Genomic DNA, 15,720 nt, shown 5'->3' with positions numbered 1-15,720 from the left:
GGGAGCGGAGCCATGTCAGTCTGCCAAGGTGAAAGCACAGCGCATCAGCGGTCATGCGAAATCAGATGTCTGTCGAGCGAAGAACTCGGCAAGCGGGGTCTGGTAGAGGCGATGACCTTGATCCACGACAGGAAAGTGGGTTTGTGCGAGGAGCTTGAGCACATTGCCGATTGCCTTCCCTCGAATGTCGATGAATTGACGTGCCTTTCAGTGGCCGCGAAGCTGATGCCCATCCTTCGCCTGGCACACGAATACGAAGAAAACGTCATATTCCCGGCCTATGAGAAGGCGGTAGCAGGCACTGGCCAGAGCATGTCTGTCGACAGGCTGCGTGGTGAACATATATCAGACGAGTGCTTTGCTGCGGATTTGACGGTAATTCTGTTGAAAATCGGCCATGGCGGCTATGTCGATCAGGCCGAAACGTTCGGATTCATGCTGCGCGGCTTCTTCGACAGCCTGCGGCGTCACGTGGCATTCGAGAATGAACACGTTGCACCAATCATCAGGAACAGCATTCTCAACCACCAGAGAAAGTTTTCAGGCGAGCTGGGTTGTTGACGACGATATGCCTGCTTTGCCTGACCTGGATAACACCGTCCACGCGGAGCTTCGTCAGCTGACGGCTTACGGTTTCGATGGTCAGGCCGAGGAAGTCGGCGATCTCCAATCGTGACATCGGCAGATCGAATGCGATCACTTCTTGTGGCCGCAGAGCGGGGTCAATGTAGTTCGCGATCAAAAGCAGATAGCTCGCGACCCTCTCCAGCGCATTCTTTCGACCAAGAGTCAGCATCCAGTCCCTCGCTTCATCGAGTTCACGCAGCGCCTGCTTCAGCAGGCTGTGCTCAAGCTGTGGCGACTGTTTGATCAGAGCCTCGAGCGTGCGCTTGGGAAACGAACAGAGGACGACATTGGTGGCGGCTTGCGCGGAAACAGCGCTCTCAGTCTGGAAAGGTCGGCCCAGGAAGTCTGGAGCGAACTGAAGACCCACTATCTGTTCGCGGCCGTCGGGCAGGCCCTTGATGAGCTTGACCACCCCGAAAAGAATGTTGGCATAACCATCGATGATCTCGGCATCGCCGACTAGCTCCGCCCCTATTTCCAACCGCTTCTTAGTAGACGTCTTTGCAAGCGCCATAAGCTGGTCCGCATCGAGTGCGCCGCATACGCCTCGGTGCCTGGCCTCGCAAGCAACGCAGAGGACCGGAACTTCGGACGTGTGCACATCCTGTCGGTGGTTCATCGCAAGCCCATCCTATATCCTCCGGGGTCTTCTAGACTGCCATATAGTCAGTATCTATTTTTCGAAGATTTGATCGAGATCAATTTCTAGCCAACATCCCGCATGTCGCGCAGCTTCATTTGGTCGCGGATGCCAAACCTGTGCCGGGAAATGAGATCGGACAGAGTCTGAATTACGCGAAGGTCGTGTTTCAATCTGGTTGGAACACGTTGGGAAAATGCCTACCGATCGAGGATCAAGGGGCTCTGCCGTCTTTGCAAGCCGAAGGGATTTTGGCGTTGATTTGATCGCCATCAATGATCTTCGTCGTCAAATACACTCTAATCGATGCTGTCGGCGAGTGGTCCGGTGTCCGGCAAGCCTGCCGTCGCCAGTCTTTCGATGCGTCCCCGTGATGAGCGCCGGAGAGATCTGCTAACCGCAACGAAACCCAAAGTCTGGGAAGGCGTCCAAACAATGATTAAATCGCCTGCGAAATTGCAAGTCAAAACCGAGTCCACGGCACCGGTGGCGACCGGGCAATCCCGGAGTCTATGGGATAACCTGCGTCAGGATATCGATCGCCTGTTCGATGGCTTCCATCCCATGTCGTAGCGCTCCCCCTCCAGCCCCGCACTCAGAGGCGACCCTACCTCGGCCGGCACCCGGTGGCAGGTCGCTCCTGCTGTCGGCGTCGTCAAAAGGGACAAGGAATACGAGATTTCTGCCGAACTGCCTGGAATGAATGAAACCAATATCGAGGTCACAGTCTCGAGCGGCCTGCTGATGCTCAGAGGCGAAAAGACCGAGGAGAAGGAGGAACGGTAGCCGCCGCCGATGATTGGGCGATTGACCTAAATCAGCTGGAGCAGGCCAAGATGCCGGCCGGTTGCGTACCGCCCGGCATCTTGGCGAAACTGCATCAATGGGTCATCAGCACGGGAACAATCGACGACTCAAGCATTGCCTTCGTGACGCCGCCGAAAAGGCGTTCCCTCAGACGCGAGTGACTATACCCCCCCATCACCAGCAGATCGGCCGAAACGTCAAGCGCATGCTGATTGAGGACTTCCGCAGCGGGTCTGCCGCCGCTCGCGAGCCGGTCGACCGTGACCGCGATGCCATGCCGCGTAAGATAGGCGGCAACATCAGCGCCAGGCTCCTCTCCGTTTCTCGCGGAAGATGCCTGAGGGTCAACGAGGGTCACATGAACCTCGGCATGCTTCATCATGTCGACCGCTTCACGCGCTGCCCTGGCAGCCTCCAGCCGGGAGTCCCAGGCAAGTATGATCGTCTTGGGAGAAAGCGTTGGCGTGCCACCCTTTGGGACAATGACGACAGGCCGCGCGGACTTGAAAAGGCAGCCGTCGATAGCACGCGCCCGGAGTTCGGGATCCAGTTTAAGGCCCGGCCCAAGCACCGCGATATCGGCATAGGAAGCTCGCTCCCCGATCTCATCGTCGGACCACGCCATCTCCGTGTAGATCGTGTCGACGTCGAAAGATATGCCGGTTTGGGCAAGCATGGCCTTGGCATCTTCCGCCTGTTGCTCAAGTTTCGCAATTTCGCGGTTGCGCTCTTCGAGCCAGCTGACCGACACTGTGGCCGCATATTCACCAATCGGCGGTGGTGCCGACAAGGCGACTATCAGGGCGGAGAGATGCGCGCCGGTCGAACCGCATAGCTCGGCCGCTGCCCGCAGATCATCATCGGACTGATGAATTCCCGTCACACTGAGAATAGTTTTGTAGCTCATTGAATTTCCCCTTCGAAGACCGGTGAACTGTGACTTCGCAGCATAGGCCTTCCCGCCACGGCCACCTTGATCTTGATCAAGGTTTTCCGCGCGATTGGTCAGGAAGAGTGCTTCAGATCCAGCGCCGCCAGGAACAAGCGAGGATCCAGCTTGTGCCGCACGACGACGAACCCGAATTCCCCGCACATTTTGAGCATTTCCTGGTTTTCGCTGAGCACTATGCCTTCGATACACCTCAGGCCGCCCGCCATGGCAACGTCCCTCAAGTGGGCAAGGAGCACCCCCGACGCCATGGCCCTCCAGGTCGGTCCGCAAAAGCAATCCGTACTCGGCAATCTCATGGTCGGGTCGGCCGGAGCAGGCCAATGAAACCGTCCTTTGCTCGCTTCTCTTGATCTGAAATCCTAGCTCCACAAAACCTTCACGGACGCTGACGCAAGGCGCCGATAAAGATCGCGACGGCGCGTAATAGGCCACCAGCCATAAAGAAAAATTTCGAGAGCGCGCCAGTTTGCAACCCATCCAAATATCAGCAGGCTTTCGCTCACCACACGCGAGAATGCGGCCATCTCTGTCAAACTGTTGACCATCTGGCTTGCAATGAGGCTGAAAACCAAAATCGGAATGCCGATAATCAACGCGCGCCGTCCTTCCCGAAGCAGCTCCTGCAATTCCCGATCGGCTTGGGTTGTACGGCCCTCGAAGTTGTATTTCACTGCATGCGTGACAGTTTGCTCGGATTCAGAATTCGTCTCTTCCTCCGGCAATTGGATAACGATTTCAATCGGGACGTTCGCGGGCGCTTCCTGTGCCCACTCGACAATAAATCGCTCCGCATCGTCGTCGAGGTCGCGTTCCCTGAACGGCGTGGGGTCAAGGGAGTTGAAAAGGCGTGCTATTCGGTCGACCCCGATTAGGATTGTGTAATGTCTGGCTCGCATGACGTTCACCGCCGTTAACGCACTCACTGACATGGAGGGCTAGCGGCGACCTTGCCGTATTCGACGCCCCGTCTCCTCCCATACGTCAACCGGCGCAGCTCAAGTTTGACGCACATCAAGTCGCATCCCGCTTTTGACGGCTATGCTAACCGGCAATTTGAAACCCCGGCAAAGGATCTGCTCCTGATGTCTCATCAGCCGATTATCCGTTTTCATGGCGCAGCAGGCACAGTCACTGGATCCTGCTATCTTATCGAATTTCGAGAAACACGCATCCTTGTCGATTGCGGCCTGTTCCAAGGATCCAAGACGGAAAAGGAACTTAACTACAGAGCCTTCCCCTTTGACCCTCGGATGATCGACGCGGTCATTTTAACCCACGCGCATATCGACCATTCCGGGCTGTTGCCGAAGCTCGTCAAAGCCGGATTCGACGGGCCGATCTTTGCAACGCCCGGAACGATCGATCTTTGCTCCGTGATGCTGCCTGACTCCGCCCACATCCAGGAAAGCGAGGTCGAGCACCTGAACCGCCGCAACCGACGTCGTGGTCGCCTGACGGTCGCGCCAATCTACACCGCTGAGGACGCAGCCGTTGCCGTGACGTTGATGCGCGCGGTGGAACTCGAAATATGGGAGACAGCGGCGGAGGGCATCCGTTTCCGGTTCTGGAACGCCGGCCACCTGCTCGGGTCCGCCTCGGTGGAAATGGAAATCGCCGGTTCTCCCACGGTAAGGGTGCTTTTCTCCGGCGACATCGGCCCCAGCCACAAACTTCTGCAATTCGACCCGGAAGCGCCAACGGGCTGCGACTATATCATCTGCGAAAGCACCTACGGCGCTACAGACCGTATTGAAGCCACAGACCTAACCCGGCGAGGGGCATTGCGCACGGAGGTCGTGGCGGCGACGCATCCCAACGGGGCACTGCTCATCCCCTCCTTCGCGGTCGAACGCACGCAAGAACTGGTCGCCGATCTGGTTTACCTGATGCAGGCTGGCGAGATCGCAACATGCCCGATCATAATCGACTCACCGCTGGCCACGCGAGCCAGCGCTGTATTTCGCAAGCATGCGCGGGATTTGGAGAACGGCGCATTGCTGGCCAAGGCCATGCAGGCCAGAAACGTGCGATTCACCGAGACCGTCGAGCAATCCAAGGCGGTCGATTTCATCAAGGGATTTCATATCGTCATTGCCGCAAGCGGCATGTGCGATGCAGGACGCATCCGCCATCGGCTGAAGAACTGGCTATGGCGGGACGAAGCAACGGTGCTGCTAGTCGGATATCAGGCGGCGGGAACGCTGGGTCGCATTCTCGAGGATGGCGCCTCGATGGTCCGCATTCAGGGAGACGACATAAAGGTTCGCGCACGTATTCGCAGGCTCGATATTTACAGCGGTCACGCCGACGGGCCGGAACTGGCTGAATGGGTGCGCGCGCGACAACCTGTTCGGTCCGGTGTCTTTCTCGTCCATGGAGAAGACACGGGAATTTCAGGTCTTCGGCAGCGCCTCTTGGCTTTCCTGCCGGAGCAACGGATCACGTCTCCCCTTTTGGACGCAGCGTTTCGGCTGACACCGGAGGGACCGGTCCATATAACCGATGCGGTGCAGCCGCCGCGTATCGACCCTGTTCGCGTCGGCAATATGGACTGGCACAACGACCTACAATCACTTGTCCTTGATCTACAGGACAAATTGGCAAGGAGTGCCGACGAGAAAGCGAGAGGCGTGGTCATCCGTAAGCTGCGACGGGCGCTGGCGGAGTAATTCCTCTGTTCGGCAATCGTATTTGCTGTTGGCAGGCGTATGATGGGCAAGACTTTCTCGTGAGATGGCACCACAAAGTTTCCTGCTTCTTGATCCTGGTCAATGAGCAAAACCCATGGCTGCATATGCTTGAACCGTAATGGAGGTCGCCGCTACCGTAGGCGGACGGCGTTTCCGGGCTCAAGCCGGCCACAACTGAGTGAGAAACAAATGAAAACTAAGGAGATAAAACAAGACCTCGAAGATCGCCGTCGCGGCATTGAGCGGCGGCTGGCAGCGATTGAAAGCGACCTTGGCAGACAACTGGACCCCGACAGCGCCGACCGCGCGATCGAAACGGAAAATGACGAAGTCCTCATGGGCATGGAACGGAGCGGCCGCGAAGAATTGAAGGCGATTTCATCGGCGCTTGATCGCATAGAAAGTGGAACCTACGGCCGATGCGTCCTTTGCGACGCCGAAATCGGCGAACAGCGGCTCGAAGCACTGCCCTTCACGCCCTATTGCGTCGAATGCGCGCGCGGCGCAGCTCAATAACAATTAAGACTGCCGGTTCGGATCCGAAAATTTCACTTGGAGGAAAACAACGGCATACGTGCGAGTCATTATCGGATGGAAGACCATCGCACTTGTGGTCAGGGCTCCGCCGAAGCGCTGTCTAGCGAGCCCAAAGGAGAAGCGAAATGGAAATTCACGACACCGATGATGACCTTACCACACGCACAGGATTCCGCTTCCACGTCCGCCACGCCACGCCACAGGACAGTGCAATCGTTGCGGAATTCTTCACTCACGTGACGCCGGAGGATCTCCGTTTTCGATTTCTGCCTGGAATGAAGGTCGTGTCCCACGAAAGGCTCGCCGAAATGACATGCATGACGATCCGCCCGTCGTCAATTTTCTTGCCCTATCTCCCAGCGAAACGCTGCTTGCGGTGGCAATGCTGGCCACCGACAAGAATGGTCAGCGAGGCGAGGTCGCACTGACAATCCGTGACGATTTCAAACACTGTGGAATAAGCTGGGAAATGCTTGCCCATATTTGCCGCTATGCGGAACGGCACAAGATCAAAAGCATCAAGTTCATCGAAAGTCGTGAGAACCATTCAGCGATCGAGTTGGAGCGGGATATGGGTTTCAAAGCCCTGGACTACTACGACGACCCGACGCTCGTTCTGCTGCACCGCCCCGCTTCACCCCTATTCCGCGGGGCGGTCAACAGATGATGTCCGAGATAGAGCGTGGCAAATTTCATACGTTACTCTCGCATAAACGATCGCATTTCCTCTTGAGTGACCTTGCCATTCTTGTCGCCGTCGACCTTGTCGAAAATCCGCTTGTGAATGGTGGTTACTTCGTCGAACGAGAGCGCATCATCCCCATCGGCATCCGCGACGGCAAACATAAACTTCATTATATGCCCGCGCATTGCACCCATCGGCATTCCGCCCATCATTCCCGATCGCATCATATTTCTGCCCATCATGCCTGGCTGACCAGATTGCATTCCCTGGTCTGGCATTGTCGCACCGTCCGTTTCGGGTGTTTGCATCTGCGCCAAGGCTACGGTCATCGCGCTTGCGGCAATGAGCGCGGAGCCAATGACGCTGCGGATCAATCTGGCTGAGGTCATAACGTTTCTCCTCCCTTGAGTGATGTCCATGTCGTCGGTGAGGCCCCATCGTGTTTCTCTTCCGATTTGGCCCGCATCAGTATTTGCGATTCCAGGGAATCCCGCATTGCGCTAAATCAAGCCCCGCCTGCCAATGACGGCTGGGCACCGGAGGTAATAGGGACCCCATTTTAGGTCTCATGGTTTTTTGCTATCCAATCCTGGACACTTGCCGGTTATAGCCTCTACGGCGTCCACCGCCCGGCCGTGCCGCGCAACCGCCGACCGGAATGTCAGCACCGTAGCTATCGCACTGGGAATGTCAGCTATCGTCTTTGCTGGCGTGCCGCCCTGAAACCGCTGAAATCTCGATTGCAAAAAACACATGCGGAGACTTTGAATGGACTGGCTGCTGTTGCGGCTTAAAGGCCCCAGGTTCCCACCAATCGATGTTTAGCTGCAGCAGCGACCATGCATGAATCCTTTCCCGGCTCCGGTTCTCCTCATTCTCCAGTTCCCTGAACACGCCGTCGACAACGACGCTCGTCCACTCGTGACCGTGATCGAATTTGTCAATTTCCAGACAGACAAACGGGTTTGCCCGCATCATGTCGAGCTTCCGGCCCGGCATCGTGAAACTGTAGAGCACGTTTCCGTCAACACCGTAGTGTATCGGCACCACGTATGGACGGTCGTCGCGGCAGCAGGCCAGCCGGGCCAGTCGACCCGCCCTTACGAGTTCCATGCAATCGTCCGGTGCTAACTCGCGAAGCTTCATGCTGCAGCCTCCTCTATGCTGTCGTCGCCGGCGCCAATGTTCCGACGGTCGGAGACGTGTGACCAATCAACCCGGTGATAGGCTCACCAGTGGCAAATGGCCACTTGACGAAAATCTCCATCCTACGTGCACAACGCGAGGATACGATTGTTCGCTGAAGGTTTCTTGATCTGGATCAATGCGAAGAGATTTTAGAAGCGCGACACTGTCCACCTTGCGCCATGGAGTGCATCATGTCACCCGGCAGTGCGGAAATCCTTTCGCAGACCAACGGCAGCGCCGAGTTTTCGTCAACGATTGAGGATATGAAGTCGTCGTACGAATCCGAGACCGCGCTTTGCGCCGAGCTGGAAACGATCAGCGGATCCCTGCCAAACCTGATCGATCGGAGTCTGTGCGCGTTCACCGCCGTCAATCTGCGCCTGCTTCTTGAACGCGAACGTAGGGCAGAAGCAGACTTCTCCCCCTTTGCGCAGTTTGACCGAGCAGATGGCAGGATCGGTACACTCCGCGTGCCAAAATCCGCGCGCACCCTAGATAATAGTGGGGCCGAACGCCTGGCAGACCTTCTCGAAGAGATCGGGGATGGGGGGCCGGTCGAAGACCCGGATGCGCTGGGCTTGCGGCTTGCCGCACTTCTCGATGACCTGTGGGATCACCTGGCATTCCAGGAACGTGTGTTGCAAGTCTTAGAAGGTCGGGGCAATCGCGCTGCCAAGATACGCCACGTTGATTAAATGCGAAACGCCGCAAATCAATTTGCGGCTCGCTTTCTGATCGACGGCATCGTCTGAACTGCGTGGCATCCACCTTCACCACCTCAATCGCGCGATCCGATCCATGCTCGAAGGTGGGGGACGCCAGCTCGCCCGGGTCGGGACCGGCTAGAAGCCAGGGCCGAAGCCGATGACGTTCACGTACGTAGGCAGCGCACGGCCGAAGCTGCACCCGGACGAATTTCAGAAGCAGGCCTACTTTCTCCAGCGACCACTAGATCTTCAAGTATGGCGCGCCTTCCCAAATGCCTGCTGATGAAATTTGTCGTATACTGAAATATTTAAGCCAGAGGGCACGAAATGAGACGGCCCAACGAAAAAAGGCGCAACAGGCTATGGGACAGCATCACTCACGATGCCCTGCTAACATTGGCGATTGTCATGCCAATAGCGGCACTCATCTATTCGATTCTGCAAGTTTTGACCTAACTGGACGACCGCAGCAACGAAATACAATCGACAGTTGTCATTTCACCACGGATTCAGCGACTTAGGTGCCCGGATAGTTCCTGAAGCTTGATGAATTTGACGTCATTCTTTGCAGTAGATAGTATAGAAACAACAATTGGAGCTTGAACCCAGCGTGATTGCTTTCCGACCAAATGCGCGCTGCTCGTGCCATTCTCGGGATCGAGCAGCGCGAGCTTACCACTCCCGCCGGCGTCTCGCTGCTAACGATTCAGCATGGGGAGTTGCCGGCGTTGAGCTGATCGCCGACAATGCCGTCAGCGCGAAAAACGGGCGAGGCGGCCGCTTCAAGGAGGCCGCGCCACAGCACAAAGGCCGGCACTCGATAAAGTGGTCGGTCCGCCGCACTTACGGTGACTGAAAGGATTGTCATGATCGGGCGCACCCTGCCTGAACCGCGCTTCCTCGATTTGTTTACTCCAAAGCTGATTACGGTATTCCGTGAACGATACCGGCTCAGCGACCTGCGCGCCGACGCAGTTGCCGGCCTGACCGTCGCCGTCGTGGCGCTTCCCCTGTCCATGGCAATCGCCATCGCCTCGGGCGTCACCCCCGATCGTGGCCTCTATACATCCATCGTCGGCGGCTTCCTGGTATCGGCGCTGGGGGGCAGTCGATTTCAGATCGGCGGCCCCGCTGGTGCTTTCATCGTTCTGGTGCTCGCGACCGTTCAAGTTCATGGAATAGACGGCCTCATTCTGGCGACGCTGCTTTCCGGATTGATTCTGCTGCTCGCAGGCCTTCTGCGGATTGGCACCTTCGTCAAATACATCCCCTATCCTGTCACCGTCGGGTTCACCGCGGGCATCGCCCTGATTATCTTTGCAAGCCAGATCAAGGAATTGCTCGGACTGACCTTGCCGTCCGCGGAGCCCGGCCCTTTGCTGCCGAAGCTTGATGCATTGTGGCAGGCACTGCCTACGACCAACGCAGCAGCGGCGGGGCTCGCCGGATTGACTATCGCAGTCATCATATTCCTTCGGCGCCATAGGCCGCACTGGCCGGGGCTGCTCGTCGCCATCAGCCTGGCATCGGTTCTCGCGCATCTGCTCGCTTTGCCGGTTGAAACGATCGGCACCCGTTTCGGCGGCATTCCGGACTCGCTTCCCGCCCCACATCTGCCGTCGACCTCGTTCGAAAAGATCGTCGCCGTCCTACCCGCTGCCGGCGCATTCGCCCTGCTCGGCAGCATCGAGAGCCTGCTTTCAGCGGTGGTCGCCGATAGTATGACCGGCAGGCGTCACCGCTCGAACTGCGAACTGGTGGCACAAGGCATCGCGAATGTCGCCTCATCCCTATTTGGCGGTATTTGCGTCACCGGCACGATCGCCCGCACCGCAACAAATGTGCGTTCCGGCGCGCGCGGACCGGTCGCGGGGATGTTGCATTCGGTGTTTCTGTTGATGTTCATGCTACTCGCCGCGCCGCTTGCATCCTACATCCCGCTTGCCGCACTGGCCGGGGTGCTGGCGACCGTGGCATGGAACATGGCGGAAAAGCATGCTTTCTCCACGCTGCTCCAGGCATCCATCGGCGACGCAGTGGTGCTGCTTGCAAGTTTCCTGCTGACGATTTTTCGGGACCTGACCGAAGGCATCCTGATCGGTTTCGTTCTGAGCGCGCTGCTCTTTCTGCACCGCATGGCTCAGGCCGTCGAAGTCGAAAGCGCATCCCTCTTGCTGGAGCAGGATAGCGCTGATACCGCGAATGGCAACGACCGTCGGCCGTACGATCCCGCATTGGCCACCGACCGCGACGTAATCGTCTACCGCATTTCCGGCGCTTTCTTCTTCGGTGCAGCGACAAGTGTTGCAGCCGCGCTCGATCGCATCGCCGAGCACCCAAAAGCCTATGTCGTGGACTTTTCGGCAGTGCCGGTCATCGACTCAACCGCTGCCGTCACAATCGAGGGCTTTGTGCGCAAGACCCAGCGTCAAGGAGTGGCCATCTATATCGCCGGGGCTCGTTCACCGGTCCGTCGCACCCTGCTCCTTCACGGCGTACGTCGCCCACTGGTGCGTTTCAAGGCAACGGTAGGCGATGCGGTAAGTGATGCCCACGCAGTGATTGCAGCAAACAGTCAGCCGTGATCCGGCACCGAAATGACACTTGCTCCATAATGCCGCATAGGCGCGTCTATCGCCCGTCATCATGCCGTTCCTAAACGTCAGGCGGCAGCCTCCCGACTGGCATCGGCGACCCTCGCTTGGTTGGAAACGGCGAGATTGTTGCTGAAGCCGGCGCACCCCCGGACGATCTTTGCGAACTGTTCGGCTTTCTCGAGGTCTTGGCTGCAACCGACGTGGCCAGTGAGCGTCACCCAGCGGTCCTCGACCCTTACCCGAAGATCGTTCTGAGGATTCGAGATATTCCATTCGATCATCCGAACCATCCGCCGCGCAATCTCTTCATCAGAATCGAGAAACTCTAGATCGGCGCAAACGTGAATCTTCTGCGCCAGCCCCTTGACCTCAGGCAGGTTGATGACAGCAAACTCGATGACGGCCTTGTGGCTCTTGTCCACGACGTGGCCGGTCAATACGACCACGCCCTGACGCACGGCTACGCCGATGTGAGAAGCCGCGATCAGAGGCAGGCGCTCCAACGTAGCCAAGACCAGATTCCGTAGATCGAGATCGTCCATTGCTTGCTTCCCTTCAGGCGCATGCTGCGCTGAAGTTGCTTTGAAACACGAAAGGGGAAGGCTGTCTTTGACAGGGATCAAACACATCGGCCGGACGGCTTCCGCTTGAACGCACGTCCGTCCGCGGTGGTTATTTGCAAAGGAGCACAAGCTTTTCCGGCTGGATGATTTCAACGGTCTTGGCACCGTGCAGTCGCAAAATCCCTTCCTCGCGGAGCTTTGAAAAACTGCGGGATACCGTTTCGATGGTCATTCCAAGATACTCGCCGATGTCGACGCGCGTCATCTGAAGATCGATGTGGTCGAGGTCGCCCTGGCGTTCCGCAACATCCAGAAGGAACGCCCCCAGTTTTTCAACAGCGCTCTGGCGGCTGACAACGAGTAAATGTTCCTGAGCATGCAACATGCTGCGAAGCGCGAGCGTCATCAGTTCCTGCGATGCCAGCTCCCCTGGAGCATTGGCGAATTTCGACAGCCCGGTATGAACCGTGGCTTCGGCAAAGAAGCTGTGGGTTCGGCCCGCCTCCAGACCGAAGGTCTCTCCGCCAAAATAAAAGGCCACGATCTGGCGGCGGCCATCTGTGTGCAAGCGATACACACGAACCGCACCGAACTCGATCCGATACAGGGCTCCGGCCTGTTCGCCTTGCGCATAAATCTCACCCTCCGGCGCAAACAGGCTGATCTGCCTGGCGCGCGGGAGGAATGAGGGGGCGGGAACGCCCCGAGTGCGGACTGGGTGTGATTGGGTTGCGGTGAGTGCACCTGCGAACATTGTCGTTTCCCCTTGTGATCGTGAGGAAACCATGGACGAGAGAAGCTGTTGGCGAAATTCGGTTGTACCACTAAGGGTTTCTACGTACGCACCCGGTGGAAGTGGCTCACGCCTTCGACGATGTCTGCCCCCTCCAAGGGCTTCGAGATGAGGCGGGTGTTTGCTGATACGTTTGGAGCCGGCATGCCGTCGGTGAGCAGGACGATGCGGCTTGCCGGATCAAGCAAGGACCGTCGAGCGTCGACGTCCTCGCGGCAGATGTCGACATCCACAATCACGCAGAGCGACGTCTCTATCCATTCCCGAGCAGTCTGCCACGAGCCGTAGGACCGGACCACGTACCCCTCGACCCCGAGCGTGAACGCAAGCGAACGCAGCAAGGCGTCATCAGTGGCGATCGCGACAATGGTCTGTGATAGCTGCAACTCGATATCCCGTTGTCCGCAGACGGGGAACCCGCTGCAAACACTCAAGTAACTTCCGAACGGGAAACCATGCCTTGCTTTAAATCAAGCGAAACGCCGAAAGTCATCAAGCGGGACCGAATCCAGCGGCGAGCGCCATCCTGACAAGTTCGGGCAGGCTCTTCGCCTTCATCTTGCCCATAACATTGGAGCGATGGACCTCCACCGTACGGGGGCTGATATCGAGATCATACGCGATCGACTTGTTCGGCAGCCCGGCAACCACGGCCGACAGCACCTGACGTTCGCGTTCGCTAAGTGTCGCAAGACGCTCGCGGACGTCCTCGGCGGAATCTGTTGCGACGCGCTTGTCGTGAAGCTGGTCGGCCGCCCGGCGGATCGCGTCGATGATGACAATGTCTTCGAACGGTTTTTCGATGAAATCGATAGCTCCGGCCTTCATGGCTTCGACGGCCATCGGAACATCGCCGTGCCCCGTGATCACCAGCGAGGGAATTCTATTCGTCAGCATTGACAGATTTCGGATCAGTTCGACGCCCGTCATGTCCGGCATACGAAGGTCGGTTATCAGAACGGCGTCTCGCGCGCCAGGTGCGAACTGCGCGAACGCTGTGGCCGATTCATGCACCCGCACGGCGAACCCGTTCATCGTCAGCATGAACGCAAGCGATTTCCGGACTGGTTCCTCGTCGTCGACGATATGGACGGTGAAATCATCCTTCGACATGGTCGTCTCTCTCATCATAAGCAGGCAGCGTGAATTGGAAGCTCGCGCCCCCAGACGAGGTATGCGATACGGTCATCGTTCCGCCATGCGCTTCCACGATCCGTTTCGATATCGACAGTCCGATTCCCATTCCTCCAGGCTTCGTGGTTGTAAATGGCTTGAATAGCTGTGCCGAGATTTCCTCCGGAATTCCCGAGCCCGTATCCTCGACGATCACGGTCACCTGTCCTGGGGCACCTGGCTGGATCCGAACGATCAGCTCCTTTTTAGGAGCGTCCTTCATAGCCTCGATGGCGTTGCGCATCAGATTGGTCAACACCTGTTGGATCTGGATGTGGTCGACCATCACCATCTCCGCTCCTGCGTGATAGTCAAATACGGTCCTGACACCTTTCTCACGAGATCCGACCAAAGCCAGCGCACCTGCCTCCTCCACTAGTTGTCGGATGTTCTGCGGTGCCTTGTCGGTCTCGCCTTTGCTGACGAACTCACGCAGATGTTTTATGATCTGTCCGGCGCGCAGAGACTGGCTGCCAGCCTCCTCAAGGGCCTCCCTCATCATCACCGCGACGTCGGTGTCCATGCCCCGCAGAAGGCGCGAACACCCGTGCACGTAGTTGGCGATCGCCGAAAGGGGCTGGTTCAGTTCGTGCGCGAGTGTCGACGCCATCTCGCCCATTTCATTGAGGCGGGCCAGTCTGGCAAGCTCACCTTGAATTTCTTCGAGACGGGCAGCGGATTCCTCACGCTCGGTAAGATCTCGGACGAAACCTGTAAAGAATATCTTGTCTCCGGAACGCATCTCACCGACTGCGAGCTTCATCGGAAACGTGGAACCATCCTTCCGTTGTCCGACGACCACGCGATCGACACCGATGATCCGCTTCTCCCCGGTGCTCAGATACCGGTTGAGATAACCGTCGTGTTCCTTGCGATAGGGCTGTGGCATCAGAATGCGGAGGTTCTGGCCGATGACCTCCTCTTCGGCATAGCCGAACTGCCTGACGGCCGCGGCATTGAAGGACACGATCGTCCCATCCTGCTCGCTGACGATGGTTGCATCGAGAACGGTGTCCAGAATGGACTTGAGATGAGCCTCCCGCACACTGAGGGCCTTCTCGGCGTTCTTCGCAGCCAGGAGTGCATCTCTCAGCACTTCGCTGATGAGCGCAATAGCGATGGCAACCACGATGAAGAATCCGAGTTCGACCCATAGCGTTTGGAACGGAGCGCCCGTCCCGGTTTCCATCGCGACCACGACGACGCACAAGAGGCCGGCGACGATCAATGTCGACGTCACCCCACCCACTACCGATACGACGAGCACTGCAGGAATGAACAGATCGACAACCGTCAGACCAGCCAGACCGTTGCGAACAAGGAAGGCAACGAGAATGGAAAAACAGGCCGCCAGCACTGCGAACAGATACGCCCGCCTGCGAGAGATTTTCCTGTCAAGTATCAGCGACGCAAGGCTCGTTCGGGGGGCACCGTTCCTGTGCGGCATCATCTGAGGCTTCACCCGTTGCCCTTGTGTCAACAATCAACACGGACCGTGCCGACGTGGCGGGTTGTAGCATGCAGAAAGATGGGGTGTCCACGCGTGGACACCCGTGCAAACTCAACTTGTACGATCACGGGGTGACGAACAGACGATATTGAAGCCAGGAGCCCCCTCTGAGATCCCGCCGGGGCAACCGACCATCTCCAAGAGCGCTTGCTTGAGTGCAAGGTCCGCTTTGGCATGACCATTTTCGCTAATATCGGTATGAATTGTCTTCATCACAGTGCCTCGATGTCCAGTCGGCTACTTTCAATGTC

General features: G+C 57.6%; 18 protein-coding genes. 7 read left to right on the top strand and 11 right to left on the bottom strand.

All coding sequences use genetic code 11. The annotated features are described in order from the left end of the window. Positions 1–12: 12 nt before the first annotated feature. Complete coding sequence (locus J2Z75_RS16960) at positions 13–561, top strand: hemerythrin domain-containing protein (protein ID WP_234937395.1); 549 nt, start codon at positions 13–15, stop codon at positions 559–561. Here the strand turns inward: J2Z75_RS16960 and J2Z75_RS16955 are convergent. Then, positions 521–1,246, bottom strand: coding sequence for a Crp/Fnr family transcriptional regulator (locus J2Z75_RS16955; RefSeq protein ID WP_209853953.1), 726 nt, complete (start codon positions 1,244–1,246; stop codon positions 521–523). The two genes, J2Z75_RS16960 and J2Z75_RS16955, sit on opposite strands and share 41 nt — an antisense overlap. A 720-nt stretch (positions 1,247–1,966) precedes the next feature. Between J2Z75_RS16955 and J2Z75_RS29695 the strand changes: the two genes are divergently transcribed. After that, a complete protein-coding gene (locus tag J2Z75_RS29695; protein ID WP_407692779.1) occupies positions 1,967–2,053 on the top strand; it encodes a hypothetical protein in 87 nt (28 codons plus the stop codon). A 94-nt stretch (positions 2,054–2,147) separates the two neighbouring features. Here J2Z75_RS29695 and J2Z75_RS16945 read toward each other — a convergent pair whose 3' ends face one another. The 3 genes from J2Z75_RS16945 to J2Z75_RS16935 all read right to left on the bottom strand — a co-directional run bounded on the left by J2Z75_RS16945 (position 2,148) and on the right by J2Z75_RS16935 (position 3,922). After that, positions 2,148–2,981: a universal stress protein gene (locus J2Z75_RS16945; RefSeq protein WP_209853952.1), complete on the bottom strand. Its 834-nt coding sequence runs from the start codon at positions 2,979–2,981 to the stop codon at positions 2,148–2,150. 98 nt (positions 2,982–3,079) lie between these two features. Then, positions 3,080–3,232 (bottom strand): hypothetical protein, encoded by a 153-nt coding sequence (locus J2Z75_RS29610; protein ID WP_209853951.1) that lies wholly within the window; start codon positions 3,230–3,232, stop codon positions 3,080–3,082. A 153-nt stretch (positions 3,233–3,385) separates the two neighbouring features. Beyond that, positions 3,386–3,922 (bottom strand): hypothetical protein, encoded by a 537-nt coding sequence (locus tag J2Z75_RS16935; protein WP_209853950.1) that lies wholly within the window; start codon positions 3,920–3,922, stop codon positions 3,386–3,388. Positions 3,923–4,108: 186 nt separating this feature from the next. Here J2Z75_RS16935 and J2Z75_RS16930 point away from each other — a divergent pair, with 186 nt between their 5' ends. The 3 genes from J2Z75_RS16930 (at position 4,109) to J2Z75_RS16920 (ending at position 6,920) form a co-directional block, all read left to right on the top strand. Then, positions 4,109–5,695: an MBL fold metallo-hydrolase gene (locus J2Z75_RS16930; RefSeq protein ID WP_209854298.1), complete on the top strand. Its 1,587-nt coding sequence runs from the start codon at positions 4,109–4,111 to the stop codon at positions 5,693–5,695. 102 nt (positions 5,696–5,797) lie between these two features. Next, the gene (locus tag J2Z75_RS16925; protein ID WP_234937394.1) at positions 5,798–6,232 is read left to right on the top strand and encodes a TraR/DksA family transcriptional regulator; all 435 of its coding nucleotides are present in this window, start codon (positions 5,798–5,800) and stop codon (positions 6,230–6,232) included. A 334-nt stretch (positions 6,233–6,566) separates the two neighbouring features. Continuing rightward, a complete protein-coding gene (locus J2Z75_RS16920) occupies positions 6,567–6,920 on the top strand; it encodes a GNAT family N-acetyltransferase (RefSeq protein WP_234937393.1) in 354 nt (117 codons plus the stop codon). Positions 6,921–6,952: 32 nt separating this feature from the next. On the opposite strand, the gene J2Z75_RS16915 is transcribed toward J2Z75_RS16920, so the two are convergent. Both J2Z75_RS16915 and J2Z75_RS16910 read right to left on the bottom strand, forming a co-directional pair. Then, a complete protein-coding gene (locus tag J2Z75_RS16915) occupies positions 6,953–7,327 on the bottom strand; it encodes an EF-hand domain-containing protein (RefSeq protein WP_209853949.1) in 375 nt (124 codons plus the stop codon). A 301-nt stretch (positions 7,328–7,628) separates the two neighbouring features. After that, the gene (locus tag J2Z75_RS16910; protein WP_209853948.1) at positions 7,629–8,084 is read right to left on the bottom strand and encodes a pyridoxamine 5'-phosphate oxidase family protein; all 456 of its coding nucleotides are present in this window, start codon (positions 8,082–8,084) and stop codon (positions 7,629–7,631) included. A 233-nt stretch (positions 8,085–8,317) separates the two neighbouring features. On the opposite strand from J2Z75_RS16910, the gene J2Z75_RS16905 reads away from it, so the two are divergent. Both J2Z75_RS16905 and J2Z75_RS16900 read left to right on the top strand, forming a co-directional pair. Further along, on the top strand, positions 8,318–8,821 hold the full coding sequence (locus tag J2Z75_RS16905; protein WP_209853947.1) for a hypothetical protein: 504 nt from the start codon (positions 8,318–8,320) through the stop codon (positions 8,819–8,821). An 878-nt stretch (positions 8,822–9,699) separates the two neighbouring features. Next, a complete protein-coding gene (locus J2Z75_RS16900) occupies positions 9,700–11,418 on the top strand; it encodes a SulP family inorganic anion transporter (RefSeq protein WP_209853946.1) in 1,719 nt (572 codons plus the stop codon). A gap of 77 nt (positions 11,419–11,495) precedes the next feature. Here J2Z75_RS16900 and J2Z75_RS16895 read toward each other — a convergent pair whose 3' ends face one another. The 5 genes from J2Z75_RS16895 to J2Z75_RS16875 all read right to left on the bottom strand — a co-directional run bounded on the left by J2Z75_RS16895 (position 11,496) and on the right by J2Z75_RS16875 (position 15,406). Further along, positions 11,496–11,972 (bottom strand): BON domain-containing protein, encoded by a 477-nt coding sequence (locus tag J2Z75_RS16895; protein ID WP_209853945.1) that lies wholly within the window; start codon positions 11,970–11,972, stop codon positions 11,496–11,498. Positions 11,973–12,102: 130 nt separating this feature from the next. Continuing rightward, positions 12,103–12,747 carry a helix-turn-helix domain-containing protein gene (locus J2Z75_RS16890; protein ID WP_209853944.1) on the bottom strand — a complete coding sequence of 215 codons (645 nt, stop codon included), beginning with the start codon at positions 12,745–12,747 and terminating at the stop codon, positions 12,103–12,105. An 80-nt stretch (positions 12,748–12,827) separates the two neighbouring features. Next, the gene (locus J2Z75_RS16885) at positions 12,828–13,172 is read right to left on the bottom strand and encodes a transcriptional regulator (RefSeq protein ID WP_209853943.1); all 345 of its coding nucleotides are present in this window, start codon (positions 13,170–13,172) and stop codon (positions 12,828–12,830) included. 106 nt (positions 13,173–13,278) lie between these two features. Then, entirely contained in the window at positions 13,279–13,899 is a 621-nt protein-coding gene (fixJ, locus tag J2Z75_RS16880; protein ID WP_209853942.1) for a response regulator FixJ, read from the bottom strand. Beyond that, positions 13,886–15,406 (bottom strand): PAS domain-containing sensor histidine kinase, encoded by a 1,521-nt coding sequence (locus tag J2Z75_RS16875; protein ID WP_209854296.1) that lies wholly within the window; start codon positions 15,404–15,406, stop codon positions 13,886–13,888. Before J2Z75_RS16875 ends, fixJ begins: the two co-directional genes overlap by 14 nt. Positions 15,407–15,720: the final 314 nt, after the last annotated feature.

It is taken from the genome of Rhizobium herbae (assembly GCF_017873135.1).
Taxonomy (GTDB): Bacteria; Pseudomonadota; Alphaproteobacteria; order Rhizobiales; family Rhizobiaceae; genus Pararhizobium; species Pararhizobium herbae.
This window is presented reverse-complemented; position numbering and strand designations above follow the sequence as displayed.

Excerpts from the sequence above, each read along its gene's own strand:
- J2Z75_RS16915 (WP_209853949.1), bottom strand. The coding sequence starts at position 7,327 with ATGACCTCAGCCAGATTGATCCGCAGCGTCATTGGCTCCGCGCTCATT.
- J2Z75_RS16890 (WP_209853944.1), bottom strand. The coding sequence starts at position 12,747 with ATGTTCGCAGGTGCACTCACCGCAACCCAATCACACCCAGTCCGCACT.
- J2Z75_RS16895 (WP_209853945.1), bottom strand. The coding sequence starts at position 11,972 with ATGGACGATCTCGATCTACGGAATCTGGTCTTGGCTACGTTGGAGCGC.
- J2Z75_RS16875 (WP_209854296.1), bottom strand. The coding sequence starts at position 15,406 with ATGCCGCACAGGAACGGTGCCCCCCGAACGAGCCTTGCGTCGCTGATA.
- J2Z75_RS16900 (WP_209853946.1), top strand. The coding sequence starts at position 9,700 with ATGATCGGGCGCACCCTGCCTGAACCGCGCTTCCTCGATTTGTTTACT.
- J2Z75_RS16945 (WP_209853952.1), bottom strand. The coding sequence starts at position 2,981 with ATGAGCTACAAAACTATTCTCAGTGTGACGGGAATTCATCAGTCCGAT.
- J2Z75_RS16955 (WP_209853953.1), bottom strand. The coding sequence starts at position 1,246 with ATGAACCACCGACAGGATGTGCACACGTCCGAAGTTCCGGTCCTCTGC.
- J2Z75_RS16905 (WP_209853947.1), top strand. The coding sequence starts at position 8,318 with ATGTCACCCGGCAGTGCGGAAATCCTTTCGCAGACCAACGGCAGCGCC.
- fixJ (WP_209853942.1), bottom strand. The coding sequence starts at position 13,899 with ATGTCGAAGGATGATTTCACCGTCCATATCGTCGACGACGAGGAACCA.
- J2Z75_RS16960 (WP_234937395.1), top strand. The coding sequence starts at position 13 with ATGTCAGTCTGCCAAGGTGAAAGCACAGCGCATCAGCGGTCATGCGAA.
- J2Z75_RS29695 (WP_407692779.1), top strand. The coding sequence starts at position 1,967 with ATGAATGAAACCAATATCGAGGTCACAGTCTCGAGCGGCCTGCTGATG.
- J2Z75_RS16910 (WP_209853948.1), bottom strand. The coding sequence starts at position 8,084 with ATGAAGCTTCGCGAGTTAGCACCGGACGATTGCATGGAACTCGTAAGG.
- J2Z75_RS29610 (WP_209853951.1), bottom strand. The coding sequence starts at position 3,232 with ATGGCGGGCGGCCTGAGGTGTATCGAAGGCATAGTGCTCAGCGAAAAC.
- J2Z75_RS16930 (WP_209854298.1), top strand. The coding sequence starts at position 4,109 with ATGTCTCATCAGCCGATTATCCGTTTTCATGGCGCAGCAGGCACAGTC.
- J2Z75_RS16935 (WP_209853950.1), bottom strand. The coding sequence starts at position 3,922 with ATGCGAGCCAGACATTACACAATCCTAATCGGGGTCGACCGAATAGCA.
- J2Z75_RS16920 (WP_234937393.1), top strand. The coding sequence starts at position 6,567 with ATGCATGACGATCCGCCCGTCGTCAATTTTCTTGCCCTATCTCCCAGC.
- J2Z75_RS16925 (WP_234937394.1), top strand. The coding sequence starts at position 5,798 with ATGAGCAAAACCCATGGCTGCATATGCTTGAACCGTAATGGAGGTCGC.